The sequence below is a fragment of the Micromonospora sp. WMMD710 genome, assembly GCF_029626045.1.
Taxonomy (GTDB): domain Bacteria; phylum Actinomycetota; class Actinomycetes; order Mycobacteriales; family Micromonosporaceae; genus Micromonospora.
Genome location: NZ_JARUBD010000001.1, coordinates 432877 through 459042, shown reverse-complemented (window position 1 = coordinate 459042; position 26166 = coordinate 432877). Strand labels below are relative to the sequence as shown.

Here is a 26166-nt window from a genome sequence, read left to right as displayed (position 1 = left end):
GGCCGGGCGGGCGGGGGGCGCGGGCCGGGGGCGGGGCCGGCTCGGCCGGCACCGGGTCCGCGGGACGCAGCGACCGGGCGCACCAGCCGGCGGCGGCCGGGGCGACCAGCGGCAGTCCGGCGGTCGACGCGGCGGCGAGGCCTGACGACCGGGCCACATCGGTCAGCAGACCGTCGAGTAGGAGACCGCCCGGCCATCACTCGCCCGACGCGACAAGAGGCGGGATGGTCGCCCCAGGACAGCGGTCAGCCGGGGAGGAAGGAGAAGCGGACCTGTCGGGTCGGGTTGTCACCGTTCGTGTCGACCAGGCAGATCGACTGCCAGGTGCCCAGGGCCAGCCGGCCGCCGAGCACCGGCAGCGTGGCGTACGGGGGGACGAACGCGGGCAGCACGTGGTCGCGGCCGTGGCCGGGTGAGCCGTGCCGGTGCCGCCAGCGGTTGTCGGTGGGCAGCAGCGCGTCCAGGGCGGTGATCAGGTCGTCGTCGGAGCCCGACCCGGTCTCGATGATCGCCAGTCCGGCGGTGGCGTGCGGCACGAAGACGTGCAGCAGGCCGTCGCCCTCGGTCGAGACGAACTGCTGGGCCTCCGCGGTGATGTCCCGGACGGTCGGCCGGGACCCGGTCTGGACGGTGATCACGTCACTGCGCATACGTCGCATTCTGCCGCAGTGGGCACAGACGGCGGGAGGGTGGGAGAAGACGGGCCGTAGCGCTAAGTTACCGACGGGTACCTGTGTTCAGCATCGCGTCCGGGGCACCTAGACGTGACGGCGGGTGCCACCAGGGGGCAGGATGACGCCAGAGACCTATCCCACACACAACCGAGGGAACGCCTGTGGCTACGGAACGCAAGCGCCCGGTGATCAGCGACGGCCTACCGAGCCAGCTTCCGGACATCGACCCTGAAGAGACCAGCGAATGGGTCGAGTCGCTTGACGGTGTCATCGACGAGCGGGGTGCCAAACGCGCCCGCTACGTCATGCTGCGCCTGCTGGAGCGGGCCCGTGAGCGCCAGGTCGGGGTTCCGCCCCTGACCACCACCGACTACATCAACACCATCCCGTCGGAACGCGAGCCGTGGTTCCCGGGCGACGAGCATGTCGAGCGTCGGATCCGGGCGTACGTCCGGTGGAACGCCGCCATGCTGGTGCACCGGGCGCAGCGCCCGGAGATCGGCGTCGGTGGGCACATCTCCACCTTCGCCAGCTCCGCGTCGCTCTACGAGGTGGGCTTCAATCACTTCTTCCGGGGCAAGAACCACCCCGGCGGCGGCGACCACATCTTCTACCAGGGCCACGCCTCCCCCGGCATGTACGCGCGGGCGTTCCTGGAGGGGCGGCTCAACGAGCACCAGCTCGACGGGTTCCGTCAGGAGCTGTCCCACCCGGGCGGCGGTCTTCCGTCGTACCCGCACCCACGGCTGATGCCGGACTTCTGGGAGTTCCCCACCGTCTCGATGGGGCTCGGCGGTCTGAACGCGATCTACCAGGCCCGGTTCAACCGGTACCTACAGCACCGCGGCATCAAGGACACCTCGCAGCAGCACGTGTGGGCGTTCCTCGGCGACGGCGAGATGGACGAGCCGGAGACGCTGGGCGCCATCGGTGTGGCCGCCCGCGAGGAGTTGGACAACCTCACCTTCGTGATCAACTGCAACCTGCAGCGGCTGGACGGCCCGGTCCGCGGCAACGGCAAGGTCATGCAGGAGCTGGAGGCGTTCTTCCGGGGTGCCGGCTGGAACGTGATCAAGGTCGTCTGGGGCCGTGAGTGGGACCCGTTGCTCGCCGCGGACACCGACGGCGCGCTGGTCAACCTCATGAACACCACGACCGACGGTGACTACCAGACCTACAAGGCCGAGTCCGGCGCGTACGTGCGGGAGCACTTCTTCGGCCGCGACGCGCGGACCCGCAAGATGGTCGAGCCGCTCAGCGACGACGAGATCTGGAACCTCAAGCGGGGTGGGCACGACTACCGCAAGCTCTACGCGGCCTACAAGGCGGCCACCGAGCACACCGGTCAGCCGACGGTCATCCTGGCGAAGACGATCAAGGGCTGGACGCTCGGCTCGCACTTCGAGGGCCGCAACGCGACCCACCAGATGAAGAAGCTGACGCTGGAGGATCTGAAGACCTTCCGCGACCGGCTCTACCTGGACATCCCGGACTCGGCGCTGGAGGACAACCCCTACCTGCCGCCGTACTACAACCCGGGTGAGAAGTCCGAGGAGGTCCAGTACCTCAAGGAGCGGCGCGAGCAGCTCGGCGGCTACCTGCCGTCGCGGCGGACCAGCACCAAGCGACTGACCATCCCCGGTCCGGAGCGGTTCGCCGACGTCAAGCGCGGCTCGGGCAAGCAGAAGGTGGCCACCACGATGGCCTTCGTCCGCCTGCTCAAGGACATCATGAAGGACAAGGAGTTCGGCAAGCGCTGGGTGCCGATCATCCCGGACGAGGCGCGCACCTTCGGCCTCGACTCGATCTTCCCGACCGCGAAGATCTACTCGCCGCACGGCCAGCGCTACACCTCGGTCGACCGGGAGCTGTTCCTGTCGTACAAGGAGTCGACGACCGGGCAGATCCTGCACGAGGGCATCAACGAGGCCGGTTCGGTCGCGTCGTTCACCGCCGCGGGCTCGGCGTACGCCACCCACGACGAGCCGATGATCCCGATGTACATCTTCTACTCGATGTTCGGGTTCCAGCGGACCGCCGACGGGCTGTGGGCGGCGGCCGACCAGATGGCGCGCGGCTTCCTGCTCGGCGCGACCGCGGGGCGTACCACGCTCAACGGTGAGGGTCTGCAGCACGAGGACGGCCACTCGCTGCTGATCGCCGCCACCAACCCGGCGGTGGTCGCGTACGACCCGGCGTTCTCGTACGAGATCGCGCACATCATGGAAGCCGGCCTGCACCGGATGTACGGGGACGCGCAGGAGAACGTCTTCTACTACCTGACGGTCTACAACGAGCCGATCCTGCAGCCGGCCGAGCCGGCCGGCGTGGATGTGGAGGGCCTGCTCAAGGGCATCTACCGCTACTCGCCGGCGCCGCAGGTGGACGGGCCGAAGGCCAACGTGCTCGCCTCGGGCAGCGGCATGCAGTGGGCGCTCAGGGCCCAGCAGCTGCTCGCCCAGGACTGGGGTGTGGCCGCGGACGTCTGGTCGGTGACCTCCTGGACCGAGCTGCGCCGCGACGCGGTGGAGGCCGAGGAGTACAACCTGCTCAACCCGGGCGCCGAGGCGAAGGTGCCGTACATCCAGCAGAAGCTGGCGGACGCGGACGCGGACGGGCCGAAGGTCGCGGTCAGCGACTGGATGCGCGCCGTACCGGACCTGATCGCCCGCTGGGTACCGGGCGACTACACGTCGCTCGGCACCGACGGGTTCGGCATGTCGGACACCCGGCACGCGCTGCGTCGGCACTTCCACGTCGACGCCGAGTCGATCGTGGTGGCCACGCTGCGGCAGCTCGCCCGCAGCGGCGCGGTGGCGGCCACCGTGCCGGCCGAGGCCGCCAAGAAGTACGCGATCGACGACGTCAACGCCGCCCCGGTCGGCGAGACCGGCGGCGACAGCTGACTTCGAGTACGACCAGGAAGGGCCCGGCGCTGGTGCGCCGGGCCCTTCTGGCTTCCCCTACCCCCGCTGTGCCGATCATGAAGTTGTGGTGGGGGACGAAGTGGTGAAGTCACCGCGTTCCAGGCACCACAAGTCCATGATCGACCACGTCGGGGGCGGGGGCGCGGGGGCGGGGCGGGGGTCTGGGTTCCTGGGTGGGATCCGGACCACCGCTCACGCGGGGGGCGCCGGGAGGACGGGCGCTGTCAGCCGACGGCGGCCAGGTCGGTCAACCGGGCCAGCGAGTCCTCCAGGTCGGCGCCCACCCGGCGCAGCCCCAGGCGCAGCAGGGCCGCCTTGACCGGACCGGCCGGCCAGCGGACCACGATGAGCCGCACGATGGTCCCGCCCTCCTCCTCGTCGGGAGTGAGCTGGACGTAGATCTCGGTGCGCGCCTCCGCGCGAGCACCGGCGCCCTTGGACCGTTCCCGCCAGCCGATCAGGTTCGGCTCCTGGTAGGCGATCACCTCGGCCTCATGCGCCGAACCGCGCCCCGCCTGGACCAACTGCCGCCGTCCGAAGCCCTCTCCGGAGAGCACTTCGGCCGCGCGGACTCCCGCCAGCCAGGCCGGCAACTGCTCGGCCCGCTGTACGACGTCCCAGACCACTTCCACCGGCGCCGCCACGTGCGCACTGCGTTCCACGAGGATCATTTCCGTCTTTCCTCCAGTGAGGACATCCCACGATATCGGCACTCTATGCGCTAAATCGGACTTACCTGGACGGGTTCGGAAAAAGACACGCCGATCAACCATTGCGGAATGCGCCAAGCCGGCCTATGGCGCATTCATCGACAGCGCCCTAGAGTCCCGAACACGTTTCACGTTGATCGGGAGGGCGCATGCCGACCGCACCGATGCCCCAGTTCCCCGCCGGCTTCCGCTGGGGTGTCTCCACCTCGGCGCACCAGATCGAGGGCGCCGCCACGGTCGACGGACGCGGGCCGTCCATCTGGGACACGTTCGCGCACTCCCCCGGCCGGATCAGCGACGGCAGCAGCGGCGAGGTCGCCTGCGACCACTACCACCGGTACGCCGAGGACGTCGCGCTGATGGCCGGCCTGGGCGTCTCCGCGTACCGGTTCTCCATCGCCTGGCCCCGGGTGCAGCCCACCGGCACCGGCCCGGCCAACCCCGCCGGTCTGGACTTCTACGACCGGCTGGTCGACGAACTGCTGGCCGCCGGCATCGACCCGGTGGCCACCCTCTACCACTGGGACCTGCCCCAGCCCCTGGAGGACGCCGGCGGCTGGCTGCACCGCGACACCGCCGCCCGCCTCGCCGAATACGCCGATCTCACCGCCGCCCGCCTCGGTGACCGCGTCCGGCTGTGGATCACCCTCAACGAGCCGTTCATCCACATGAGCCTCGGCTACGGGATGGGCGTGCACGCCCCCGGCCAGATGCTGCTCTTCGACGCCTTTCCGGTGGCCCACCACCAGCTGCTCGGGCACGGGCTCGCGGTCGCCGCGTTGCGCGCCCGCAGCGGCAGCCCGGTGGCGATCGCCAACAACTACTCCCCGGTGCGGGTGCTCGGCGACACCGCCGCCGACCGGGCCGCCGGCGCCGCGTACGAGGCGCTGCACAACCGGCTCTTCACGGATCCGCTGCTCGGCCGCGGCTACCCGGACCTGCCCGGCTTCGACGCGAGCGTCATCCACCCCGGCGACCTGGAGACCATCGCCGCGCCCCTCGACGTGCTCGGGGTCAACTACTACAACCCCACCGGTGTACGGGCCGCCGAGGAGGGTTCCCCGCTGCCGTTCGACCTCGTCGCGCTGGACGGCTACCCGCGTACCGCCTTCGACTGGCCGGTGGCACCGGACGGGCTGCGCGAGCTGCTCGGCTGGCTGCGTGACACGTACGGCGACGCGCTGCCGCCCATCGAGGTCACCGAGAGCGGCTGCGCGTACGACGACGTGCCGGACGCCGACGGGCAGGTGGCGGACCCGGAGCGGATCGCGTACCTCGACGGGCACCTGCGGGCGGTGCGGGCCGCCATCGACGACGGAGTCGACGTACGCGGGTACTTCGTCTGGTCGCTGTTGGACAACTGGGAGTGGGCCGAGGGGTTCACCAAGCGCTTCGGTCTGGTGCACGTCGACTACGACACTCAGACGCGTACGCCGAAGTCGTCGTACACCTGGTTGCGGGACGTGCTCGCGGCCAGCCGGCCGGGGTCGGCACGGTGACCACCGTCGACCCGACGCCGACGTCGCTGCCGGCGGCGCTCGCCGAGCCGACCGTGCCCGTGCGGCGCGGCTGGATCGGGCTGATCTTCGCGGCCAACCTCGGCGTGTGGATGGCGTTCTTCACCCCGATCCAGGTGCTGCTGCCGCAGCAGATCGAGCAGATCGCGCCCGGCGACAAGGAGACCATGCTGGCCGTGGTCACCGGCTTGGGCGCGCTGGCCGCGGTGCTCGCCAACCCCCTCGCGGGCGCGCTGTCCGACCGGACCTGCCTGCGCATCCTCGGCCGGGAGTTCGGCCGGCGGCACGTCTGGACCGCCGGCGGCGCGGTGCTCGGCGCGGCGGCGCTGGTGCTGTTGGCCCAGCAGCGCACCATCGCCGGGGTCGCGCTGGGCTGGGTCGCCGCCCAGGTGTGCTTCAACGCGATGCTGGCCAGCCTGACCGCCGCCATCCCGGACCGGGTTCCGGTGCCGCAGCGTGGCGGGGTGTCCGGCTGGGTGGGCATCCCGCAGGCGCTCGGGCTGGTGCTCGGCGCGGTGCTGGTCACCGCCGTGGTCACCGGCAACGCCGCCGGCTATCTGGCGATCGCGGTGGCCATCCTGCTGCTGTCGCTGCCGTTCGCGCTGTTCACGCCCGACGACCCGCTGCCCCGCGCGCACCGGCCGGCGCTGCGCACGCGGGCGCTGCTGGCGTCGATGTGGATCAGCCCGCGCCGGCACCCGGACTTCGCCTGGGCCTGGATCACCCGGTTCCTGGTCCAGCTCGGCAACGCCCTGGGCACCCTGTACCTGCTGTACTTCCTCACCGACGGGGTGCGCCACCCCGACCCCGAGGGTGGCCTGCTGGTGCTGATCCTGCTGTACACGCTCGGCATGATGCTGACCGCCGTGGTCGCCGGACGGCTGTCCGACCGCTCCGGGCGACGCAAGGTCTACGTGATCGCCTCCGGCCTGATCATGGCGGTGGCGGCGCTGCTGCTCGCCGTCGCGCCAATCTGGCCGATGGCGATCGTCGCCGCGCTGCTGCTCGGCGCCGGCTACGGCGTCTACCTCTCGGTGGACGCCGCGTTGATCACCCAGGTGCTGCCCCGGGCCACCGACCGGGCCAAGGACCTCGGCGTGATCAACATTGCCAACTCCGCGCCGCAGGTGCTCGGGCCGGCGCTCTCCGCGCCGCTCGTCGTCCACCTGGGCGGCTATCCGACGCTCTACGCGGTCACCGCCGTGGTGACCCTGGTCGGCAGCGCCCTGGTCGTCAAGATCCGCTCAGTCCCGTGAGCCAGGGGGCGTGGCGGAAAGCAGTCGCGTAGCGCCGTAGGCTGGGGGACGTGACAGTACGTGTGCGCTTCGCCCCCTCCCCGACCGGTATGTTCCACGTCGGCGGCGCCCGCTCGGCGTTGCAGAACTGGATCTACGCCAAGCAGCAGGGCGGGGTGTTCGTGCTGCGCGTCGAGGACACCGACGCGGCGCGCAACAAGCCCGAATGGACCGAGGGCATCCTCTCCGCGCTGGACTGGATCGGCATCTCCCGGGGCAGCTACGAGGGCCCGTACTTCCAGTCGGAGAACGCCGGCGAGCACCGCGCCGCCGCCGCACGGCTCTACGAGTCGGGCCGCGCCTACTACTGCGACTGCACCCGCGAGGACGTGCAGGCCCGCACCGGCTCGCAGTACCAGGGCTACGACGGCTACCACCGCGACCGTGGCCTCGGCCCGGGTCCGGGGCACGCGCTGCGCTTCCGTACGCCGGACGAGGGCACGACAGTGGTCGTCGACCTGATCCGGGGTGAGCCCACCTTCGAGAACAAGCTCATCGAGGACTTCGTCATCGCCCGGGGCGACGGCTCGCCGGTCTTCCTGCTGGCCAACGTCGTCGACGACATGACCATGGGGATCACCCACGTGATCCGGGCCGAGGAGCACCTGCCCAACACCCCCAAGCAGCAGCTGCTCTGGGACGCCCTCGGGGTCAAGCCGCCGGTCTGGGCGCACGTGCCGGTGGTCGTCAACGAGAAGCGGCAGAAGCTCTCCAAGCGCCGGGACAAGGTGGCCCTGGAGGCGTACCGCGAGGAGGGCTACCTCGCCGGCGCGATGCGCAACTACCTCATGCTGCTCGGCTGGGCACCCTCCGGCGACCGGGAGATCGTCCCCTGGTCGGTCATCGAGGACGAGTTCCGGTTGGAGGAGGTCAACCCCTCCCCCGCGTTCTTCGACGAGAAGAAGTTGCGCGCGTTCAACGGTGAGTACATTCGGGCGCTGCCGGTGGCCGAGTTCATCGACGCCTGCCAGCCGTGGCTGACCGGCACCGGCACCATCGCGCCGCCCCCGTGGCAGCCCGAGGAGTACGACGCCGAGGCGTTCGCCGCGGTGGCACCGCTGGCCCAGACCCGGCTCGCGGTACTCAGCGAGATCGTGCCGAACGTCGACTTCCTCTTCCTCGCCTCACCGCTGATCGACGAGGCGGCCTGGACCAAGACCATGAAGGACGGCTCGGCGGAGCTGCTGGACGACGCCGTCGCGGCCTTCGAGGCTCTGGAGTCCTGGGACGCCGAGTCGCTGAAGTCGACGCTGGAGGCGGTCGGCGCCGAGCGTGGCCTCAAGCTCGGCAAGACGCAGGCGCCGGTACGGGTCGCGGTCACCGGCCGCACCGTCGGCCTGCCGCTGTTCGAGTCGCTGGAGGTGCTCGGCCGCGAGCGCACCCTGGCCCGGATGCGCGCCGCACGCCTCCGCCTGGTCTGACCGACCGGCCCCGCCCACCGGCGCTGCGGTGATCAGGTGCTGAGAAGCAGGTCAGGGGCGGCCCTGACCCCTCCTTCTCAGCACCTGATCACGCCCGGGCGTCCCGTCGTCACCGCGCCCCGCGCCGGCGGCGGAACACGAGGCCCGCGGCCAGGGCGGCGAGCAGCACCAGGCCGCCGAGCGCCCAGAGCCACCAACGGCTCCCGGAGTCGGACCGCTGCGACGCCGCCGGCACGGCGGACGCCGTCGAGCTGCCCGTCGGGGCCGAGGACGGCCCGACGGTCGACGGGCCGGCCGAGGGTGAGCCGGTCGCGGCGGTGCCGCCGACCGACGGCGTGGCGGACGGGCCGGCGGCGGTGCCGGTGGTGAGGGTGAAGCGCACCTCGCCCTTCACCGGATGCCCGTCACCGGACGTGACCTGGTAACCGACGATGTAGAGCCCGGCGGCACCGGGCTTGAACGGCACGTTCACCCGACTGCCGGCGAACGCCGGCGGGCCGCCAGCGACCACATTGTCCGGTCCGGTTACTGTGATCTTCGTCGTAGCGGGGTCCGGCTTCGCCAGGAAACGAAGCTGGATCCGGGTGGGCGCGGTGGCCACCCGGGCGCCGTTGCTCGGATCGCTGCCGGTCAGCTCGTTGTGTGCGGCGGCCGGCGTCGCCGGAGCCAGCAACGACACACCGAACGCCACGCCGATCACCACTGGCATGACCCGTCCCAAACGTGTAACCCTGCCCCCCATGAACCCCTCCGTAAGGGTACGATCCGCCCGCTGATCAAACCGCTCCTCATTAGTCGAGCAGAGATCGCAGATAGTTCCAATTACTGTTCCACAAGCTGCACATCATCGACGTTCTGCGAGTCTGTGAGAGTGGGCCCGACCGCCCGGTCGGTGTCGTCACCGGCCGACCGTCCGGACGTTACGACGAAGCCATCCATCGAACGGGGCGAGGAGGCGGGATGGTCCGACAGATGAGGCGGTGGGCCGCTGTGCTGGCGGGGACGCTGGCGGCGGCGCTGCTGTCGTTCGGCACCGCCGGACCGGCCGCCGCGGCGCCGGCACCGCCGCCCGCCGGGGTGGACATCACCGGCACGGATCTGCCCGAGCCGCTTCGGCTGCGCGCGGACACACAGCCCGAACTCGTGGTCGCGGTCATCGACCAGGTCAACTTCCTCGGTCGCACCGGCGCATCGAGCGGGCCGAAGGCGGCCGGCCTCGGTCCGAAGTACACGGTCGTGGTGCTCGTCGGCGACACCCCGAAGCAGACCTACGACCTGTACCCCGCGGCGGCCGGCGGCCCCCGGATCTTCCGCCCGGCGAAGCAGCCGGACGGGCACAAGACCAGCACCGGCTGGTTCCTCGGCCGGCTCACCATGTCCGAGACGCTGCGCAGCGCCGGGGTGCCGTTGGAGCGGCAGTTCGACACGGTCAGCGGCGGCGTGGGCGGCGGCGAGAGGGTGCTCCCGGAAGACACTCTCGACCCCGCCAAGGACCTCGACGAGGCGCTCGGCGAGCTGCAGCACCTGCTGCTGCTCAACGTCGCGGTGATGCTGACCATCACGGTCGGCCTCGCCGGGATCGCGCTGCTCATCCGCCGCCGCACCCGCTGACCCCGCCCGGGGCGGCCCGGGTCAGCACCAGCGGCGCGGCGGGCGCTCCCGACGGGTGGCCCGCTGACGCGGCCGGACCGGGCCGTGCCGGTGGGCCCCCGCCCATCCAGGAAGTTCGCTGAGGCAACCAGCCGGCACGTCGAACTCGGGCTCGGCCAGCGCCGCGGGCTCCGCGGAGCGCTGCCGCGGGAGCGCACTCTCGTCGTCCGGCCGGCCGGCGAGCGGCTCCGTCGGGTGCGCTGCCGCGCCGCCGGTCGTCCGGCGGTGCTTCGCCGACTGCGGGTCGTGGTGCCCCGGCCGGCAGGGCTCGCCCTGGGCGCAGCCGTGCTCGGCCTCCCCGTGCGCCATCCCGGTCTCCTCACGCTCACACTCACCCGCGGGTGCTCCCCCGACGTGCCCTGTCACCGTACTGGCCGGGACCGACGGGCGTGCACGGCGTACCCCGGGGGCCAGTGCTCCCCCCGGGGCGTCCGCCGGTTCGGCGCGGGGTGCGCGTACCCCTTTCGGCGCATGCCGGGGCCGGCAAGGTCGTCCCCCGGTCGGAGCCGGCGGGCCGACGGCTGTGGTGGGATCGGAGCATGCGACCGCCACCGTGGCTCGGCTCCGGCACACCCGGCCGGGACCTCGCGCTGGCCGGTGCGTCGCTGGCCGGCGGCCTGGTGCTGTACGGCCTGGGCATGCAACCGCAGATCGTCCCACACCCGGACGTACCGCCCGCCCTCTTCCTGGCGCCCCTGCTGGTGGTGTGCGTCGCCGTCGGCCTCCGTCGGGCCGCGCCGCGCACCAGCCTGGCCGTGGGGACTGCGGCGCTGGTGGTGGACACGGCGCTGGGCAACTCGCTGGGCACCGTCGTGGTCTACACGCAGGTGCTCTACGACGCCTGCGTGTACGGCCCGCCCCGGCTGTGGCGGTGGCTGCTGCGGATCACCGTGGCGCTGAGCCTGATCGGTGTCGTGGCCGGCGTGCTGGGGTTCGGCCAGTGGCGCGGTGCGGCGGTCGGGGTGCCGGTGGTGCTCGCCGGACTGCTGCCGGTGCTGACCGGGATCAGCGTGCGGCAGTACCGCGACCAGGCAGCCGCCGAGCGGGCCCGGGCCGAGCAGACCGCCCGGCTGGTCGAGCTGGACCGCCGGCAGGCGGTCAGCGCCGAGCGGGCCCGGATGGCGCGGGAGCTGCACGACGTGGTGGCCAACCACCTGAGCGCGGTGGCCATCCACGCGACCGCGGCGCTGTCGGTGCCCGGATTGGATCGCGGCCAGGTCGAGTCGGCGCTCCGGGTGATCCGGGAGAGCAGCGTGCAGGGCCTGGCGGAGATGCGGCAGATGATCGAGGTGTTGCGTGATCCGGGCACCGGCGGCACGGCACCGGACGACGCGCTCGCCGAGACGGTCACCGCGCGGCTCGCCGAGACGGACCGGTTGGTGGAAAGCATCCGGGCCGCCGGCCTCGCGGTGCGGGTCCGCACCGACGGCAGGCCGGGCCCCCTGCCGGTGGGGGTGGACCTGGCCGCGTACCGGATCGTGCAGGAGTCACTGACCAACGCCCTCAAGCACGGCACCGGCGACGCGGAGCTGACCATCGCGTACCGACCGGCGGAGGTGGTGGTGACGGTGGAGAACCCGGTCCGTCGAGGTGGCGCCGGCCTGCCCGGCGCCGGGGCCGGGCTGATCGGGATGCGGGAACGCGCCACGCTGCTCGCCGGTCGGTTCAGCGCCGGGCCGCGGGACGGCCGCTGGCAGGTCCGGGCGACGCTGCCCACCGGGGTCGACGCATGAGCGAGCCGGTCGGCGTCCGCGCGACGGAGACGGCGGTACGCGTGGTGCTGGCCGACGATCAGCCGGCGGTCCGCGCCGGGCTGACGCTGATTCTGGCCGGCGCGCCCGGCGTCGAGGTGGTCGGCGAGGCCGCCGACGGCGACGAGGCGGTCGGGCTGTGCCGGGAGCTGCACCCGGACGTGGCGGTGCTCGACATCCGGATGCCGCGCCGGGACGGGATCTCGGCGACCCGCGCCATCGTCGCCGAAGGGCTCGCCGACGTGCTGGTGCTCACCACCTTCGACCTGGACGAGTACGTCTTCGGCGCGCTACGCGCCGGAGCGGCCGGTTTCCTGCTCAAGCACACCGACGCCGCCGGCCTGGTCGACGCGGTGCGCACGGTGGCGCGTGGGGACGGTTTCATCGCGCCCGCCGTGACCCGTCGGTTGATCGCGGCCTTCGCGTCGACCGCGCCGGGCGCGTCGGCGGCCACCCATGCCGCGCTCGGCACGCTCACCCCGCGCGAGCGGGACGTCCTGGCCTGCCTGGGGCTGGGATTGTCCAACCAGCAGATCGCCGAGCGGCTGACGATGGCGGAGAGCACCACCAAGACACACGTGAGCCGGATCCTGGCGAAGTTGGACCTGCGCAGCCGGGTGCAGGCCGCGATCCTGGCCCAGGAGGTGGGCCTGCCCGCGCCGCCGTGACCGCGCCCACCCCGGCCCGACCGGAAGATCCAGGTCAGCGCGTGTCAGGCTAGGCCCGTGGGTACGCGCGGCGGTGGAGAGCTGACGGCCACGCTGCGCCGGATCGAACGCGCGGCGGGGGCCCTCGCGACCGCGAGCGTGGCCCGGATGGACGACACCCTGCCCTGGTTCCGCGCCCTGCCGGCCGACCAGCGTTCCTGGGTGATGCTGGTGGCCCAGGCGGGCGCCCGGTCGCTGGTGCAGTGGCTGCAGGACGGTGGCGGCACGGCGGACAGCACCCAGGAGGTCTCCGACGAGGTCTTCGCCGCCGCTCCGCAGGCGCTGGCCCGGTCGATCACCCTCCAGCAGACCGTGGCGTTGATCAAGGTGACCATCGACGTGGTCGAGGAGCAGGTGTCGCACCTGGCCGCCGAGGGCGAGGAGCAGCAGCTACGCGAGGCGGTGCTGCGCTTCTCCCGGGAGATCGCGTTCGCCGCCGCCCGGGTGTACGCGCGGGCCGCCGAGTCGCGCGGCGCGTGGGACGCCCGGTTGCAGGCCCTGCTGGTCGACGCGCTGCTGCGTGGCGACTCGCCCGACGTGCTGGCCAGCCGGGCCGCCGCGCTGGGCTGGGCGGACGCGCCACCGGTCGCCGTGGCGGTCGGCCGCTCCCCCGGCGGGGAGGTCTCCGCCGTGCTGCACGTGGTCTACCGCCAGGCCCGCCGGATCGGCGTGGAGGTGATCGGCGGTGTGCACGGCGACCGGCTGGTGATCGTGCTGGGCGGCGCACCGGACCCGTTGACGGCGACGGCCAAGCTGCTGGACGCGTTCGGGGACGGCCCGGTGGTGGTCGGTCCGGCGGTGCCGAGCCTGGACGAGGCGACGGAGTCGGCGCGCGCCGCGCTGTCCGGCTTCCGGGCGGCACCGGCGTGGCCGACGGCCCCCCGGCCGGTGCCGGCCGCCGACCTGTTGCCGGAGCGGGCTCTCGCCGGCGACGCGGAGGCACGCCGCCGGCTGCGGCACGACGTGTACGCGACGCTGGTGCGTGCCGGGGGCGAGCTGCTGGGCACCCTGGACGCGTTCCTGGCGGCCGGCGGCACGCTGGAGAGCGCCGCACGGGCGCTGTTCGTGCACCCGAACACGGTGCGGTACCGGCTGCGCCGCATCGCCGAGGTGACCGGCTTCTCGCCGCTGTCGCCCCGCGACGCGTTCGCCCTCCAGGTGGCGCTGACCGTCGGCCGGCTGGATCCGGTCCCGGTGACCTCGACGGTCCCGACCCAGACATTGACCCCGGCCGCCCGGAAAACCGCCCAAACCGATGATGACCACCGACGATCTTTGTAGGAAGTCTCCAAAGGTTCTAGTGTGGTTTGGTCGAGGCCGGCACAGCGTTACCCACGCGTATCCGGGAGAGTCATAGTCGTGCTCGCCGTACTTAGTCCTGGCCAGGGTTCCCAGAAACCCGGCTTCCTGACCCCCTGGCTCGACCTGACCGGCACCGAGGCGCGCCTGCGCTCGTGGTCCGCGCTGGCCGGGGTCGACCTGGTGCACCTGGGCACCACCGCCGACGCCGACGAGATCAAGGACACCGCCCGCACCCAGCCGCTGCTCGTCGCCGCGGCGCTGCTCGCCGCCGAGCACCTGCCGCTGCACGAGGTGACCCTCACCGCCGGCCACAGCGTCGGCGAGCTGGGCGCCGCGGCACTGGCCGGGGTCCTGTCGGCCGAGGCCGCGATCACCCTCGCCGGCGTACGCGGTCGCGAGATGGCCGCGGCGTGCGCGCTGGAGCCGACCGGCATGGCGGCCGTGCTCGGCGGCGACCCCGACGAGGTGCTCGCCGCCATCGCCGCCCACGGGCTGCACCCCGCCAACCGCAACGGCGCCGGCCAGATCGTCGCCGCCGGCGCCCTGGACGGGCTGGACAAGCTCGCCGCCGAACCGCCGGCGAAGACCCGGATCATCCGGCTCCAGGTGGCCGGCGCGTTCCACACCCCGTACATGGCACCGGCCGAGAGCGCGCTCGCCGCGGTCGCCGCCGGGATCACCCCCGCCGACCCGGCCCGGATCCTGCTGTCCAACCTCGACGGCACCGCCGTCGACGACGGCCAGGAGATGGTGCGGCGTCTGGTCCGCCAGGTCACCGCCCCGGTCCGCTGGGACCTGTGCATGCGCGCGCTGGCCGACCTCGGGGTGACCGGCGTGATCGAGCTGCCCCCGGCGGGCACGCTCGCCGGCCTGGTCAAGCGCGAACTGAAGGGCGACGGCGCCCCGGAGATCGTCACCCTGAACACCCCGGACGACCTGCCGGCCGCACGGGACCTGATCGCCCGGCACGGCACGCCGGGCCAACCGCTCGCCCCCATCGGAGGTCTCTCATGACTGGCAGCCGCATCGTCTCGATGGGGCACTACCAGCCCTCGCGAGTGGTGACCAACGACGACATCGCCCAGCTCGTCGACACCAACGACGAGTGGATCCGGGACCGGGTCGGCATCGTCAGCCGCCGGATCGCCGACAGCGAGACGGTCGCCGACATGGCCACCGCCGCCGCCGGCAAGGCGCTCGCCAACTCGGGTCTGAGCGCCGCCGACATCGACCTCGTCGTCGTCGCCACCTGCTCCTCGATCGACCGCAGCCCCAACGTGGCCTGCCGGGTCGCCGCGAAGCTGGGCATCACCGCCCCGGGCGCGTTCGACGTCAACACCGCCTGCTCGGGCTTCGCCTACGCGCTGGGCATCGTCGACCACGCCATCCGCGCCGGGGCGTCGCGCAACGCGATCGTCATCGGCGCCGAGAAGCTCTCCGACTTCACCGACTGGACCGACCGCTCCACCTGCATCATCTTCGCCGACGGCGCCGGCGCCGCGGTGGTGACCGCGAGCCCCGACGACGAGCCGGCCGGCATCGGCCCGGTGGTCTGGGGTTCGGCGCCGGAGAAGAGCGACGCGGTACGCATCGAGGGCTGGCGCCCGTACATCCAGCAGGAGGGGCAGTCGGTCTTCCGCTGGGCCACCACCGCGCTGGCGCCGCTGGCCCTGCAGGCGTGCGAGCGCGCCGGGGTCGACCCGTCGGAGCTGGCCGCGTTCGTGCCGCACCAGGCCAACGCGCGGATCATCGACGGCATCGCCAAGCGACTCAACATCCCCGACGCGATCATCGCGAAGGACATCGTCGAGTCCGGCAACACCTCGGCGGCGAGCGTCCCGCTGGCCCTGTCCAAGCTGGTCGAGCGGCGGGAGGTGCCCTCGGGCGCACCGGTGCTGCTGTTCGGCTTCGGCGGCGGCCTGACCTACGCCGGTCAGGTCGTCCGCTGCCCCTGAGATCCCCTCGGGCGCGTACGCGCTCCAGGAGTGGCGGTCGGCGACGCCGACCGTCGGACAACCCCCGATGAAAGGAACCAACCGCAATGACCCGTGACGAGATCACCACCGGCCTCGCCGAGATCCTCGAAGAGGTTGCCGGGGTGAACCCGGACGACGTGGCCGAGGGGAAGTCCTTCACCGACGACCTTGATGTCGACTCGCTCTCCATGGTCGAGGTCGTCGTGGCGGCCGAGGAGAAGTTCGGCGTCAAGATCCCGGACAACGAGGTGCAGAACCTGAAGACCGTCGGCGACGCCGTCAGCTTCATCGAGGCGCAGTCCTGATCATGAGTCGTCCTGACGTCGTCGTCACCGGGCTCGGCGCGACGACCCCGCTTGGCGGGGACGTCGCGTCGACCTGGGACGCCATGCTCGCCGGCCGCTCCGGGGTGACTGCCCTCACCCAGGAGTGGGCCGAGCAACTGCCGGTCCGGATCGCCGCCCAGCTGGCCGTGGACCCGTCCGAGGTGCTGGACCGGGTGAAGCTGCGCCGGATGGACCGGTCCGAGGCGATCGCTCTCATCGCGGCCCAGCAGGCCTGGGCGGACGCCGGCCTGGCCGACTCCGGCCTCGACGGTGAACGCCTGGCGGTCAGCGTCGGCTCCGGCATCGGCGGTGCCATCACCCTGCTCGCCCAGGACGACGTCCTGGAGGCGTCCGGGCCGCGGCGGGTGTCCCCGCACACCATCCCGATGCTGATGCCGAACGGTCCGGCCGCGTGGGTCGGGCTGGAGCTGGGCGCCAAGGCCGGCGTCCACTCGGTGGCCAGCGCCTGCGCCACCGGTGCCGAGGCGATCGCTCTGGGCCTGGACATCATCCGCGCCGGCCGGGCCGACGTGGTGGTGGCCGGCGGCACCGAGGCGGTCATCCACCCGCTGCCGATCGCCGGGTTCAGCTCGATGCGGGCCATGTCGACCCGCAACGACGAGCCGGAACGGGCCTCCCGCCCGTGGGACACCGGCCGCGACGGCTTCGTCCTGGGCGAGGGCGCCGGCATCGTGGTGCTGGAGCGTGCCGACCACGCCGCAGCCCGGGGTGCCCGGGTGTACGCGCGTCTGGCCGGCGCCGGCATCACGTCCGACGCCTACGACATGGTGCAGCCGCACGCCGAGGGTGAGGGCGCCATCCGGGCCATCGCCAAGGCGATCGCGGACGCGGACGTCGCCAAGCGGGACATCGTGCACGTCAACGCGCACGCCACGTCGACCCCGGTCGGCGACATGCTGGAGATCGGCGCGCTGCACAAGGCGCTCGGCGACCACCCGGTGCTGGCCGCGACGAAGTCGATGACCGGTCACCTGCTCGGTGCGGCCGGCGCGTTGGAGTCGATCGCCACCATCCTGGCCATCCGCGACGGTGTCGTGCCTCCGACGATCAACCTGGACGACCCGGAGCCGGGGCTCACCCTTGAGGTGGCCGCGCACAAGCCGCGCCACATGGAGATCCCCGCCGCGTTGAACAACGCGTTCGGCTTCGGTGGTCACAACGTGGCTCTGGTGTTCACGCGCCCCTGAGGCCGCCGCTCCATCGCCCGGAAGGGCCCCCGCACGAGCGGGGGCCCTTCCGGGCGTTCAGGCCCGGTTGCGGGGGTGCTGCTTCGCGGTGCGCTCGTTGCCCCGCCGGTAGTTGCCGGTCCAGCGGGCCATCACGAGCTGCGGGTCGTCGTCGACCTCGGCGAGGAACTCCGCCGCCCGGGCGCCGCGCAACGTGCCGGCCACCCGCCCGTGGTGCGTGATCACCACCGTGCCGTCGGCACGCTGGTCGTACCGGAAGCCCTGTGCCGCTGACATGGCCTCGAGGCTCCCAGGCCGGCGTCGCCGACGCGAGGCGTTTTCCGCGCGCGCCGGCCCGGGAACGGTCGGACGGGTCAGGTGCCGCAGGTCGTGGCGGGCAGGCCGGGCACCGCCACCGGGGACCGGCCGCCCGGTCGGGCCTTGCCGGCCAGCACGGCGGCCAACGCGGTCATCGACGCCCGGCTGGAGGAGTACGTCGCCAGCAGGGTCGGCGACGTGGCCTTGGCCAGCACGTACGGGGTGTCCATGGCGACCGTGACGGCGGCGTCGGCGCGCAGATCGGAGGTGCCGTCGCCGTAGCCCACCAGGTGCACGACCGTGCCGCCGCTGGCCTTGACCGACACACCGGCCGCGGTCAGGGCGGCGGTGAGCGCCGCCCGGGTGCCGTCCCGACCGTCGGACGAGGTGACGGTCACCGGCCCACGGATCGCGCCGCCGCAGGCGCCCCGCAGCACGGTGACCGCACCGGCGGCCAGCGCCTCCGCCGCCGACCGGTGCGCCGGGATGTTGAGCGTGGACATCGGCGCGGTGGGCAGCTCCGCGAGCCGGAACTTCATGGTGAGCACCCGGGTGACGGCCTCGACGAGCCGGGTCCGGGGCAGCGACCCACCGCGCAGCGCGGCGAGCAGCCCGTCGTACGCCTGGCCGACGTTCGGGGTCATCAGGATCAGGTCGTTGCCGGCGTTCAACGCGCGGACGGCGGCCTCGCCGGGGGCCCAGCGCTTGGCCGGCGGCATGTTCATCCCGTCGGTGATCACGACGCCCTGGAAGCCGAGTTGGCCGCGCAGCACGTCGGTGAGCAGCTTGTGCGAGAAGGTCGCCGGGGTGCCCGGGTCGATGGCCCGCGCGTCCAGGTGGCCGGACATGACGGCCATCGCCCCGGCGTCGATACCGGCGGTGAACGGCGGCCACGCGCCGCTCTGCAGGGCCGCCGCGGACTGGGTGAGCACCGGCAGGTCCTGGTGCGAGTCGTCGGCGCTGTGGCCGTGCCCGGGGAAGTGCTTCAGGGTGGCCGCCACGCCACCCGCCTGCAGGCCCCGGACGGCGCCGCCGACCTGCGCGGCGGCCTGCTTGGGGTCCGCGCCGTACGACCGGGAGCCGATCACGGTGCTGCGGGTGGCCAGCACGTCGGCCACCGGGGCGAAGTCCACGTTGATCCCCATGGCGGCCAGCTCGGCGCCGGCGGCCCGCCAGGCGGCCTCGGTGAGCTTCGGGTCGCCGGCCGCCCCGGCCGCGAGGGCGCTGGGCAGCACGGTGACGCCGTCGGTGATGCGGGTGACGACGCCGTACTCCTGGTCGGTGCCGACCAGGAAGGGTGCCGGGCCGGTGGCGAGCCGGCCGGCGGCGGCGCGCAGCCCCGCGGTGAGGTCGTGCACCTGCTTCGGGTTGTCGACGTTGGTGGTCTCCTGGTTGCCCTTGGTCGGGTCGTCGGCGCTGAAGCCGACCAGGATCAGCCCACCGAGCCGGTACCGGGCGATCATCTCGGCGGGGGTGTCGACACCGGCGAGGGCCTGGTTGCCGGCCGCCGAGCCGGGTGAGACCTTCGTCGCGGAGTCGCCGTACGCGTACGGCATCAGCACCTGGCCGACCAGATCCTCGTCGGAGAGCGTGGCGGCCAGGGCGGCGGCACGGGCGGCGGGATCACCGGGCGGCGTCGACGCGGCGGGTGCGCTCGGACCGGCGGAGGTGCCGGTCGGGCCGGGCGTCGGCTCGGGGCGGTCCGGGGAACCCGTACAGCCGGAGACGAGCAGGGCGGTCAGGGCGGCGACGGCGACGCTGGCGCGACGCGGGCGAATCGGCACGCCGCCTATCCCACCAGTTCCCCCTTATCGGGGCAACTTGACCTTACCGGTCGGCCGGGACAGGTGGCCGGCCGGACGGCATGCGGGCAGGTGACCGGTGCCCGGGTCAACCGACCCTGGTGAGCAAGGTCACCGGGGCGCCGTCACCGGCGTAGCGATAGGGCTCCAGGTCGGCGTCCCAGGCAGTGCCGAGCGCCTTGTCCAGGGCGTGCGCCAGCGCCTCCGGGGCGCGGGAGCCAGCCATCAGCGCCCGCAGCCGGTCCTCGCCGAGCTGGATGTCACCGGCCGCGCCGACGGTGGCCCGGAACAGGCCACGGGCCGGCACGTACATGAAGCGTTCGCCGTCCACGCCGGGACTCGGCTCCTCGGTCACCTCGAAACGGATCATGGGCCACTGCCGTAGGGCAGCAGCCAGCTCGGCGCCCGTTCCCGGACGGCCGGTCCACCCGCATTCGGCCCGGCGGGCGCCGGGATCGACGGGCTGAGTCGTCCACTGCAGGTTGACCGGCGCGGCTAGGACGCGCGCGATCGCCCACTCGACGTGCGAGCACACGGCGAGCGGGGTCGAGTGGACGTATACGACGCCACGCGTTGGCACGGTGACCTCCCGGAGAGCGAGGTGCGTCTTCCCCTACGACCTCGTCCACCGAGTGGTTGCTGCAACACATGATGACTTGTGTGACGGATGGTGCGCCAGGGAATCGGAAAAAACGCCGGGTGGAATAGCCGGACGGGTGGTCTCCGTTGCCTCTCAGGACACCGCGACGACCAGCCTGATGTCGTGGTCGTGTACAGTTCCACCGGCGGCTTATGCCGCGTTACACCTTCGCGGGCCGAGTCTGTGTGGCCCGCACACAGCCCCCGGACGTCCAGTCCTCCCGTACGTCTTGCAAGGAGTACCTCCGTGGCGAGCAACACCTCTAAGACCGCGCGCGCGTCCGTCCGGGCCGGCCAGGCTGGCCAGGGTGGCGCCCTCAGCGTGCTGGGCGAGTTCAAGTACCTCATCCCGCTCAACGGCGGCAAGCACGCCTACGTGCGGAACCTGACCAACGGCAAGACCGCGCACCTGCGCACCGACTCCGACGCCTTCGTCGAGGAGATCCGGGTGCTGGCCGCCGCCGGCCACGCCGCCAAGATCCGGGCGGAGATCAACACCCTGGCCACCACCCACCCGAACGACGGCTGGGAGGCCACCGAGAAGCGTCTGGTCGCGGCCGGCGTCTTCGAGGGCTGAGCCCTCCCCCACCGCAACGCCTGAAACCGCCCGCCGGGATGTCCCGGCGGGCGGTTTCGCGTCCGCACCCGTAGCGACAGGGTTCGGCGCGCGCCTTGACTCGACCGCGGCCGGGCCACGTGGCGCCGGGCCGCGCCGTTCAGGTCGGGTCGAGCAGGACGACTTCGCCGGTGGCCAGGTCGTAGAGGCCGCCCACCACGGCCACCCGCTCCGCGGCGACCGGCCCGGCGAGGAGGTCGTCGACCCGCAGCGCGTCCACCGTGCGCCGGACGTGCCGGCGGATCGCCAGCGGGAGCACCGCCGGGTCGTCCAGCCCCACCTCCAGGACCGCTGGCGCGATCTCGTCGACCAGGTGGGCGAGGGAGCCTCCGGGACGTTCCCCGCCACGCAGCGCGTCCACCGCGGCGCCGACCGCGCCGCACCGCTCGTGGCCGAGCACCATCACCAGCGGTACGCCGAGTTGGCCCACGACGTACTCGATGGAGCCGCAGACGGCGCGGTCGAGCACGTGCCCACCGGTACGGATCACGCAGATCGCACCGAAGGTCTGGTCGAAGATCGCCTCCAGCGGCACCCGTGAGTCGATGCAGCCGAGCACCACCGCGTACGGCTGCTGGTCGCCGGAGGCCGTCGCCGCGGCGGCCGTCACGTCGTGTCCGTGGATCGGTTGTCCGCTGACGAACCGTCGGTTGCCGGCGAGCAGTTCGGCCAGCGCGGCGCGGGGCGTGCCGCCGGCCTGCCGTCCCTGTCCCGCCGACTCCATGCCGTTCAGCTTGGCCCGCCGTCCGCGGTTGACGGGCGAGGTCGGGAATGTTCGCCACGGCGCGATTGACGTGGTCTGATGGCGGGTAGCCGGTGTTACCGCCGGGTATCCCGGTGCTGGTGGTGCCGGGCGGCCCTGGGGGAGGTGGCGATGCCGGAGCGGTTCGAGGTCGGTCTGCCCGACGGTGTGCGGCTGCACGTGGAGGCGGCAGGGCCGGCAGATGCCCAGGTCACGGCCATTTTGCTGCACGGCTGGACGCTCGACGGCCGCAGTTGGCACCGGCAGGTCGACGCCCTCAGCGCGCCCGCCGGCGGGGTGCGGGTGGTCACCTACGACGCGCGGGGCCACGGGCGGTCCAGCTGCATGGCACTGCCGACAGCCACCCTGGCCCAACTCGGCGACGACCTGGCCACGGTGATTGACACGGTGGCGCCGTCCGGGCGGATCGTCCTGGTGGGGCACTCGATGGGCGGTATGACGATCATGGAGTACGCGCACCGCCACCCCGCGCACTTCGCCGCCCGCACGGCCGGGCTGGTCTTCGTCTCGACGACCGCCGAGGGGCACACGCACACGGTGTACGGGCTCTCGCCGCGGATCGCCCGACTGATCCGACTGGCCGAGACGACCGGCGCGGGAGTGCTGGCCCGCTGCGGGTCCTGGCGGGCACCCCGGGCGCTGCTGCGCGCCCTGCAACCCAGCATCCGGTGGATGCTCTTCGGCAACCACTGCGAACCGGCCGACATCCGGTTGGTGACCTCGGCGGTGGCCCGCGCCTCGCTGCGCTCCATCGGCGGTTTCCGCGCGTCCATCGGCGCCCAGCACCGGCTGGACACTCTCGCCGCGCTGGCTCACCTGCCGGCGGCCGCCCTGGTCGGCGACCGGGACCGGCTGACCCCGCCGCCGTGCGCCGAGTCGATCGCCGCGGCCCTACCGGCCACCGAGCTGACCGTCTGCCCGGGTGCCGGTCACATGCTGATGATGGAACGCCCGGACGAGGTGAACGCCGCGTTGACCGGCGTCCTGCACCGCGTACTCGCCGAGGCGCCGCCGCGACTGGGCGGCGCGACCACCGCCGGCGCGGGTGCCTGAGCCACGTTCGCGCACCTCGGGCGCGGCGGGCCGGGCCGGGGGCCGTACCCTTCTGCGGTTGGCCCGCGCGGTTCGCGCCGCTTGCCGGCGACCCCGAAGGAGCGTGCGTTGACCGACCAGACCGTCCTGGAGCAGGAGATCGCCGTCGAGCAACGGCACCTCGACCGGGTGTACGCCCGGCTGGCCGAGCTGCGCCGGTCGGCGGTACTGGCCGAGCGGGACGGCTACCGGATGGCGCGGGTGGGCACGTTCGGCGCGCTCGTCGAGCGCGACGCGATGGTCTTCCACGCCGCGCAGCGGCGGCATACCCTGGACGCCGAGCACGAGGGGCTGGTCTTCGGCCGGCTGGACCTGCGGGAGGGTCAGACGCTGCACGTCGGGCGGCTCGGCATCCGCGACGAGAACGCCACCACGCTGGTCGTCGACTGGCGCGCGCCGGCCGCCGCCGCCTTCTACCAGGCCACCCCGAACCAGCCGCTGGGCGTGGTGCGTCGCCGCACCATCCAGTCCCGCGCCGAGCAGGTCACCCGCATCGAGGACGACCTGCTCGACCCGAGCGCCGCCCCCGAGGGGATGACGGTGGTCGGCGACGGCGCGCTGCTGGCCACCCTGTCCCGGGCCACCGGCCGGGGCATGCGCGACATCGTGGCGACGATCCAGCGGGAGCAGGACGAGGCGATCCGCTCGCCCAGCTCCGGGGTGACGATCGTCGCCGGCGGCCCGGGCACCGGCAAGACCGCGGTCGCCCTGCACCGGGCGGCCTTCCTGCTGTACTCCGACCGCAGCCGGTACGCCGGCGGCGGCATCCTGGTGGTCGGCCCGTCCTCGGTCTTCGTCGAGTACATCGCCTCGGTGCTGCCGTCGCTCGGTGAGGACACCGCGACCCTGCACTCGCTGGGGACGCTCTTCCCCGGCATGACCGCCACCCGTACCGACCCGCCGCAGGTGGCGGCGGTGAAGGGCTCGCTGCGGATGCGCCGGGTGTTGGAGCGGGCGGTGCGCGACGCGGTGCCGGGCGGTCCGGGCGAGTTGCGACTGTTGTACCGGGGTTCGCTGCTGCGACTGGACCGGGCCGAGCTGGACGGGATCCGGGATCGCGTGCTGCACCGGGGCGCGCGGCGCAACGAGGTACGCCGGGCCGGCTTCGACGGGGTGTTCGCCGCGCTCTGGGCGCAGGCCCGCCGGCTGAACATCGGCCGGCTGCCGGAGCAGCGGGCCTTCGAGGACGAGGTCGCCGAGCGGCCGGAGTTCCGCGAGTTCCTCAAGGCGTGGTGGCCACGTCTGCACCCCCGGCACGTGCTCGGTTGGCTGGCCCGGCCGGAGCGCCTGCGCCGTTACGCGGGCGGGATCCTCTCCGGCGCGGAGATCCGGCTGCTGGGCGCGGCGTACCGGGATCTGGACTCCACGGGTCTGACCATCGCCGACGTGGCGCTGCTGGACGAGCTGGACGCCCTGCTCGGCCGGCCCGCGCAGCCGGCGCGGGCCCGGCGCGACCCGTTCCAGCTCGCGGGCGGGGTCCGCGAGCTGAGCACCGCCGCGGACCGGCAGCGGGCCGCCCGGGCGGCGGCCCGGGAGCGGCCGGAGGACTACCGGGAGTACGCGCACGTGGTGGTCGACGAGGCGCAGGACGTCTCGCCGATGCAGTGGCGCATGATCGGCCGGCGCGGCCGGTTGGCCTCCTGGACGGTGGTGGGCGATCCGGCGCAGACGGCGTGGACCGGTGACCCGGAGGAGCTGACCCGTGCGCGCGACCAGGCGCTGGGCCGGCGCAAGCGGGCCGACTTCACGCTCACCACCAACTACCGCAACTCCTCGGAGATCTTCGCGGTGGCGGCGGCGGAGATCCGCCGGCTCTACCCGGACCTGCCGTTGCCGACCGCCGTCCGCTCCACCGGGGTCGACCCGGTCGAGCTGGTGGTGCCGGCGACCGGGTTGGAGACCGCCGTCGTGGAGGCCGCCACCGCCCTGCTGGCGGAGGTGGACGGCACGGTCGGGGTGATCACGCCGGTCCCCCGCCGCGACGAGGTCGCCGGCTGGCTGGGCACGCTCGGCGCGCCGCGCCTGCAGGTGGTGACCAGCCTGGAGGCCAAGGGCATGGAGTACGACGGGGTGGTGCTGGTGGCTCCGAGCGAGATCCGGGCGGATCCGGGCGCCGGCGTACGGACGCTCTACGTCGCGCTCTCCCGGGCCACGCAGCGGCTCACCACCATCGACCCGACCGGCTGATCCGCCCTGGCGGGCACCGTCGGCCGCCCGTCGACCGTACACTTGCATACATAGCGATGTGCGCATACATTTGACCGGGTCCCGACTGGCGACGGAGGGTGGATTTCGTGGGCGCAGGTCATGACCACCACCACGCGTCGGTCACCAACGCGGCGCAGCAGCACCGGGGCCGGCTCTGGGCGGCGTTCGGGCTGCTCGCCACCCTGATGGTGGTCGAGGCCGTGGCGGCCCTGCACACCGGCTCGCTGGCTCTGCTCTCCGACGCCGGGCACATGTTCACCGACGTGCTCGGCATCGGCATGGCGCTCGCCGCGATCACCGCCACCCGGCGGACGACCGGCGACCCGCAGCGCACCTTCGGGCTCTACCGCCTCGAGGTGCTCGCCGCGCTGGCCAACGCCGCCCTGCTCTCCGGCGTGGCGGTCTACGTGGTGATCGAGGCGATCGGCCGGTTCGGCGATCCGCACGAGGTGCTGACCGGCCCGATGCTCACGGTCGCCGTACTCGGCCTGCTCGCCAACGTGGCCGCCTTCGCCCTGCTCCGCGCGGGCGCCCGGGAGAGCATCAACCTCCAGGGGGCCTACCTGGAGGTGCTCGGCGATCTCCTCGGCTCGCTCGGCGTGATCGGCGCGGCACTGCTCATCACGGTCACCGACTGGTGGTGGGCCGACCCACTGGTCGCGGTCGCCATCGGCGTGTTCATCCTGCCGCGCACCTGGCGACTCGGCCGGGCCGCCGTCCGCATCCTGGTGCAGGCCGCCCCGGAGCACCTCCAGGTCACCGCCGTACACGACCGACTCGCCGCGGTTCCCGGCGTGGTCGAGGTGCACGACCTGCACGTCTGGACGCTCACCTCGGGCATGGAGGTGGCCTCCGCGCACCTGACCATGGCACCCGGCGCCGAGGTCGGTACGGTGCTCAGCGCCGCGCGCACGGCCCTGCACGAGGACTTCCGGATCGAGCACGCCACGCTGCAGATCGAACCCGGTGCCGCACCCGGTGCCTGCGGTTCGGTCGAGTGGTGACAGCATTTCAGGAGATTCACTCGGATTGGTCCGAGTTTTTCGTGACGACGTACGCACCGTCCGTCACATCGGCTGCAGCGGCCCCACCAGCACCGGTAGGCTCGGTCCCGGCCTCCACCAGGCGGCGCCCACCCGGCGCCGGTGGCGGCCGCCGCCTAATCGCCCGAGCGGGCGAACCGGGGAACCATGTTCCTGGGGTGCATCCGCGTCAGCGGTAGGGATCTTCCGTCCCGAACCCGTCAGCTAACCCGGTCGGCGGCTGACGGAAGGACATGCGTAGT

Annotated in this window: 22 protein-coding genes, 2 pseudogenes and 1 riboswitch; of the genes and pseudogenes, 16 read left to right on the top strand and 8 right to left on the bottom strand. The window is 72.9% G+C overall.

The features are described from left to right. Window positions 1-245: 245 nt before the first annotated feature. Complete coding sequence (locus O7620_RS02270) at window positions 246-650, bottom strand: YjbQ family protein (protein WP_192580533.1); 405 nt, start codon at window positions 648-650, stop codon at window positions 246-248. Window positions 651-835: 185 nt separating this feature from the next. Between O7620_RS02270 and aceE the strand changes: the two genes are divergently transcribed. Continuing rightward, window positions 836-3580: a pyruvate dehydrogenase (acetyl-transferring), homodimeric type gene (aceE, locus tag O7620_RS02265; protein ID WP_347403747.1), complete on the top strand. Its 2745-nt coding sequence runs from the start codon at window positions 836-838 to the stop codon at window positions 3578-3580. A 245-nt stretch (window positions 3581-3825) separates the two neighbouring features. Here the strand turns inward: aceE and O7620_RS02260 are convergent, their stop codons facing one another. After that, the gene (locus O7620_RS02260) at window positions 3826-4272 is read right to left on the bottom strand and encodes an SRPBCC family protein (protein ID WP_278121614.1); all 447 of its coding nucleotides are present in this window, start codon (window positions 4270-4272) and stop codon (window positions 3826-3828) included. A 188-nt stretch (window positions 4273-4460) separates the two neighbouring features. On the opposite strand from O7620_RS02260, the gene O7620_RS02255 reads away from it, so the two are divergent. The 3 genes from O7620_RS02255 to gltX are packed head-to-tail and all read left to right on the top strand — an operon-like array spanning window position 4461 to window position 8544. Next, entirely contained in the window at window positions 4461-5810 is a 1350-nt protein-coding gene (locus O7620_RS02255; RefSeq protein ID WP_278121613.1) for a GH1 family beta-glucosidase, read from the top strand. After that, window positions 5807-7084, top strand: coding sequence for an MFS transporter (locus O7620_RS02250; protein ID WP_278121612.1), 1278 nt, complete (start codon window positions 5807-5809; stop codon window positions 7082-7084). Before O7620_RS02255 ends, O7620_RS02250 begins: the two co-directional genes overlap by 4 nt. Window positions 7085-7134: 50 nt before the next feature. Next, window positions 7135-8544: a glutamate--tRNA ligase gene (gltX, locus tag O7620_RS02245; protein ID WP_278121611.1), complete on the top strand. Its 1410-nt coding sequence runs from the start codon at window positions 7135-7137 to the stop codon at window positions 8542-8544. 109 nt (window positions 8545-8653) lie between these two features. On the opposite strand, the gene O7620_RS02240 is transcribed toward gltX, so the two are convergent. Further along, window positions 8654-9253, bottom strand: coding sequence for a copper resistance protein CopC (locus tag O7620_RS02240; RefSeq protein ID WP_278121610.1), 600 nt, complete (start codon window positions 9251-9253; stop codon window positions 8654-8656). 251 nt (window positions 9254-9504) lie between these two features. Here O7620_RS02240 and O7620_RS02235 point away from each other — a divergent pair, with 251 nt between their 5' ends. Continuing rightward, window positions 9505-10155 (top strand): hypothetical protein, encoded by a 651-nt coding sequence (locus tag O7620_RS02235; protein WP_278121609.1) that lies wholly within the window; start codon window positions 9505-9507, stop codon window positions 10153-10155. Between the two features lie 21 nt (window positions 10156-10176). Here the strand turns inward: O7620_RS02235 and O7620_RS02230 are convergent, their stop codons facing one another. Then, window positions 10177-10503 carry a hypothetical protein gene (locus O7620_RS02230; protein WP_278121607.1) on the bottom strand — a complete coding sequence of 109 codons (327 nt, stop codon included), beginning with the start codon at window positions 10501-10503 and terminating at the stop codon, window positions 10177-10179. Between the two features lie 230 nt (window positions 10504-10733). Between O7620_RS02230 and O7620_RS02225 the strand changes: the two genes are divergently transcribed. From O7620_RS02225 to fabF, 7 genes and pseudogenes are all read left to right on the top strand, one after another. After that, window positions 10734-11927: a histidine kinase gene (locus O7620_RS02225; protein ID WP_278121605.1), complete on the top strand. Its 1194-nt coding sequence runs from the start codon at window positions 10734-10736 to the stop codon at window positions 11925-11927. Further along, complete coding sequence (locus O7620_RS02220) at window positions 11924-12613, top strand: response regulator transcription factor (protein WP_278121604.1); 690 nt, start codon at window positions 11924-11926, stop codon at window positions 12611-12613. The genes O7620_RS02225 and O7620_RS02220 overlap by 4 nt, the downstream gene beginning before the upstream one ends. A gap of 30 nt (window positions 12614-12643) precedes the next feature. Further along, window positions 12644-13933 (top strand): annotated as a pseudogene (locus O7620_RS02215) (helix-turn-helix domain-containing protein); the annotation flags it as partial. Between the two features lie 78 nt (window positions 13934-14011). After that, window positions 14012-14923: pseudogene (locus O7620_RS02210) on the top strand (ACP S-malonyltransferase); the annotation flags it as partial. Between the two features lie 41 nt (window positions 14924-14964). Next, window positions 14965-15909, top strand: coding sequence for a beta-ketoacyl-ACP synthase III (locus O7620_RS02205; RefSeq protein ID WP_151491073.1), 945 nt, complete (start codon window positions 14965-14967; stop codon window positions 15907-15909). 86 nt (window positions 15910-15995) lie between these two features. Then, window positions 15996-16235: an acyl carrier protein gene (locus O7620_RS02200; protein WP_007463517.1), complete on the top strand. Its 240-nt coding sequence runs from the start codon at window positions 15996-15998 to the stop codon at window positions 16233-16235. A 2-nt stretch (window positions 16236-16237) separates the two neighbouring features. After that, on the top strand, window positions 16238-17464 hold the full coding sequence (gene fabF, locus O7620_RS02195) for a beta-ketoacyl-ACP synthase II (protein ID WP_151491072.1): 1227 nt from the start codon (window positions 16238-16240) through the stop codon (window positions 17462-17464). Between the two features lie 57 nt (window positions 17465-17521). Here the strand turns inward: fabF and O7620_RS02190 are convergent, their stop codons facing one another. The 3 genes from O7620_RS02190 to O7620_RS02180 all read right to left on the bottom strand — a co-directional run bounded on the left by O7620_RS02190 (window position 17522) and on the right by O7620_RS02180 (window position 20143). Further along, window positions 17522-17740 (bottom strand): hypothetical protein, encoded by a 219-nt coding sequence (locus O7620_RS02190; protein WP_151491071.1) that lies wholly within the window; start codon window positions 17738-17740, stop codon window positions 17522-17524. 77 nt (window positions 17741-17817) lie between these two features. Continuing rightward, complete coding sequence (locus tag O7620_RS02185; RefSeq protein ID WP_278126818.1) at window positions 17818-19554, bottom strand: glycoside hydrolase family 3 protein; 1737 nt, start codon at window positions 19552-19554, stop codon at window positions 17818-17820. Window positions 19555-19651: 97 nt separating this feature from the next. Further along, a complete protein-coding gene (locus tag O7620_RS02180) occupies window positions 19652-20143 on the bottom strand; it encodes a DUF3145 domain-containing protein (protein WP_151491069.1) in 492 nt (163 codons plus the stop codon). A gap of 306 nt (window positions 20144-20449) precedes the next feature. On the opposite strand from O7620_RS02180, the gene O7620_RS02175 reads away from it, so the two are divergent. After that, a complete protein-coding gene (locus O7620_RS02175) occupies window positions 20450-20779 on the top strand; it encodes a hypothetical protein (RefSeq protein ID WP_151491068.1) in 330 nt (109 codons plus the stop codon). A gap of 139 nt (window positions 20780-20918) precedes the next feature. On the opposite strand, the gene O7620_RS02170 is transcribed toward O7620_RS02175, so the two are convergent. Next, window positions 20919-21542 carry a carbonic anhydrase gene (locus tag O7620_RS02170; protein ID WP_278121597.1) on the bottom strand — a complete coding sequence of 208 codons (624 nt, stop codon included), beginning with the start codon at window positions 21540-21542 and terminating at the stop codon, window positions 20919-20921. A gap of 150 nt (window positions 21543-21692) precedes the next feature. Between O7620_RS02170 and O7620_RS02165 the strand changes: the two genes are divergently transcribed. The 3 genes from O7620_RS02165 to O7620_RS02155 all read left to right on the top strand — a co-directional run bounded on the left by O7620_RS02165 (window position 21693) and on the right by O7620_RS02155 (window position 25885). Further along, window positions 21693-22634: an alpha/beta hydrolase gene (locus O7620_RS02165; protein WP_278121595.1), complete on the top strand. Its 942-nt coding sequence runs from the start codon at window positions 21693-21695 to the stop codon at window positions 22632-22634. Window positions 22635-22742: 108 nt separating this feature from the next. Further along, a complete protein-coding gene (locus tag O7620_RS02160; RefSeq protein WP_278121593.1) occupies window positions 22743-24860 on the top strand; it encodes an AAA family ATPase in 2118 nt (705 codons plus the stop codon). A 107-nt stretch (window positions 24861-24967) separates the two neighbouring features. Then, complete coding sequence (locus O7620_RS02155) at window positions 24968-25885, top strand: cation diffusion facilitator family transporter (RefSeq protein ID WP_151491065.1); 918 nt, start codon at window positions 24968-24970, stop codon at window positions 25883-25885. A gap of 142 nt (window positions 25886-26027) precedes the next feature. Then, window positions 26028-26159, top strand: a riboswitch (cyclic di-AMP (ydaO/yuaA leader). Window positions 26160-26166 lie beyond the last annotated feature (7 nt).

What these genes read in the sequence shown, in the direction of transcription:
- O7620_RS02270 (WP_192580533.1), bottom strand. Translation starts at nt 650, where the DNA reads ATGCGCAGTGACGTGATCACCGTCCAGACCGGGTCCCGGCCGACCGTC.
- O7620_RS02260 (WP_278121614.1), bottom strand. Translation starts at nt 4,272, where the DNA reads ATGATCCTCGTGGAACGCAGTGCGCACGTGGCGGCGCCGGTGGAAGTG.
- O7620_RS02255 (WP_278121613.1), top strand. Translation starts at nt 4,461, where the DNA reads ATGCCGACCGCACCGATGCCCCAGTTCCCCGCCGGCTTCCGCTGGGGT.
- O7620_RS02240 (WP_278121610.1), bottom strand. Translation starts at nt 9,253, where the DNA reads ATGCCAGTGGTGATCGGCGTGGCGTTCGGTGTGTCGTTGCTGGCTCCG.
- O7620_RS02235 (WP_278121609.1), top strand. Translation starts at nt 9,505, where the DNA reads ATGGTCCGACAGATGAGGCGGTGGGCCGCTGTGCTGGCGGGGACGCTG.
- O7620_RS02230 (WP_278121607.1), bottom strand. Translation starts at nt 10,503, where the DNA reads ATGGCGCACGGGGAGGCCGAGCACGGCTGCGCCCAGGGCGAGCCCTGC.
- O7620_RS02225 (WP_278121605.1), top strand. Translation starts at nt 10,734, where the DNA reads ATGCGACCGCCACCGTGGCTCGGCTCCGGCACACCCGGCCGGGACCTC.
- O7620_RS02220 (WP_278121604.1), top strand. Translation starts at nt 11,924, where the DNA reads ATGAGCGAGCCGGTCGGCGTCCGCGCGACGGAGACGGCGGTACGCGTG.
- O7620_RS02205 (WP_151491073.1), top strand. Translation starts at nt 14,965, where the DNA reads ATGACTGGCAGCCGCATCGTCTCGATGGGGCACTACCAGCCCTCGCGA.
- O7620_RS02200 (WP_007463517.1), top strand. Translation starts at nt 15,996, where the DNA reads ATGACCCGTGACGAGATCACCACCGGCCTCGCCGAGATCCTCGAAGAG.
- fabF (WP_151491072.1), top strand. Translation starts at nt 16,238, where the DNA reads ATGAGTCGTCCTGACGTCGTCGTCACCGGGCTCGGCGCGACGACCCCG.
- O7620_RS02190 (WP_151491071.1), bottom strand. Translation starts at nt 17,740, where the DNA reads ATGTCAGCGGCACAGGGCTTCCGGTACGACCAGCGTGCCGACGGCACG.
- O7620_RS02170 (WP_278121597.1), bottom strand. Translation starts at nt 21,542, where the DNA reads ATGGAGTCGGCGGGACAGGGACGGCAGGCCGGCGGCACGCCCCGCGCC.
- O7620_RS02165 (WP_278121595.1), top strand. Translation starts at nt 21,693, where the DNA reads ATGCCGGAGCGGTTCGAGGTCGGTCTGCCCGACGGTGTGCGGCTGCAC.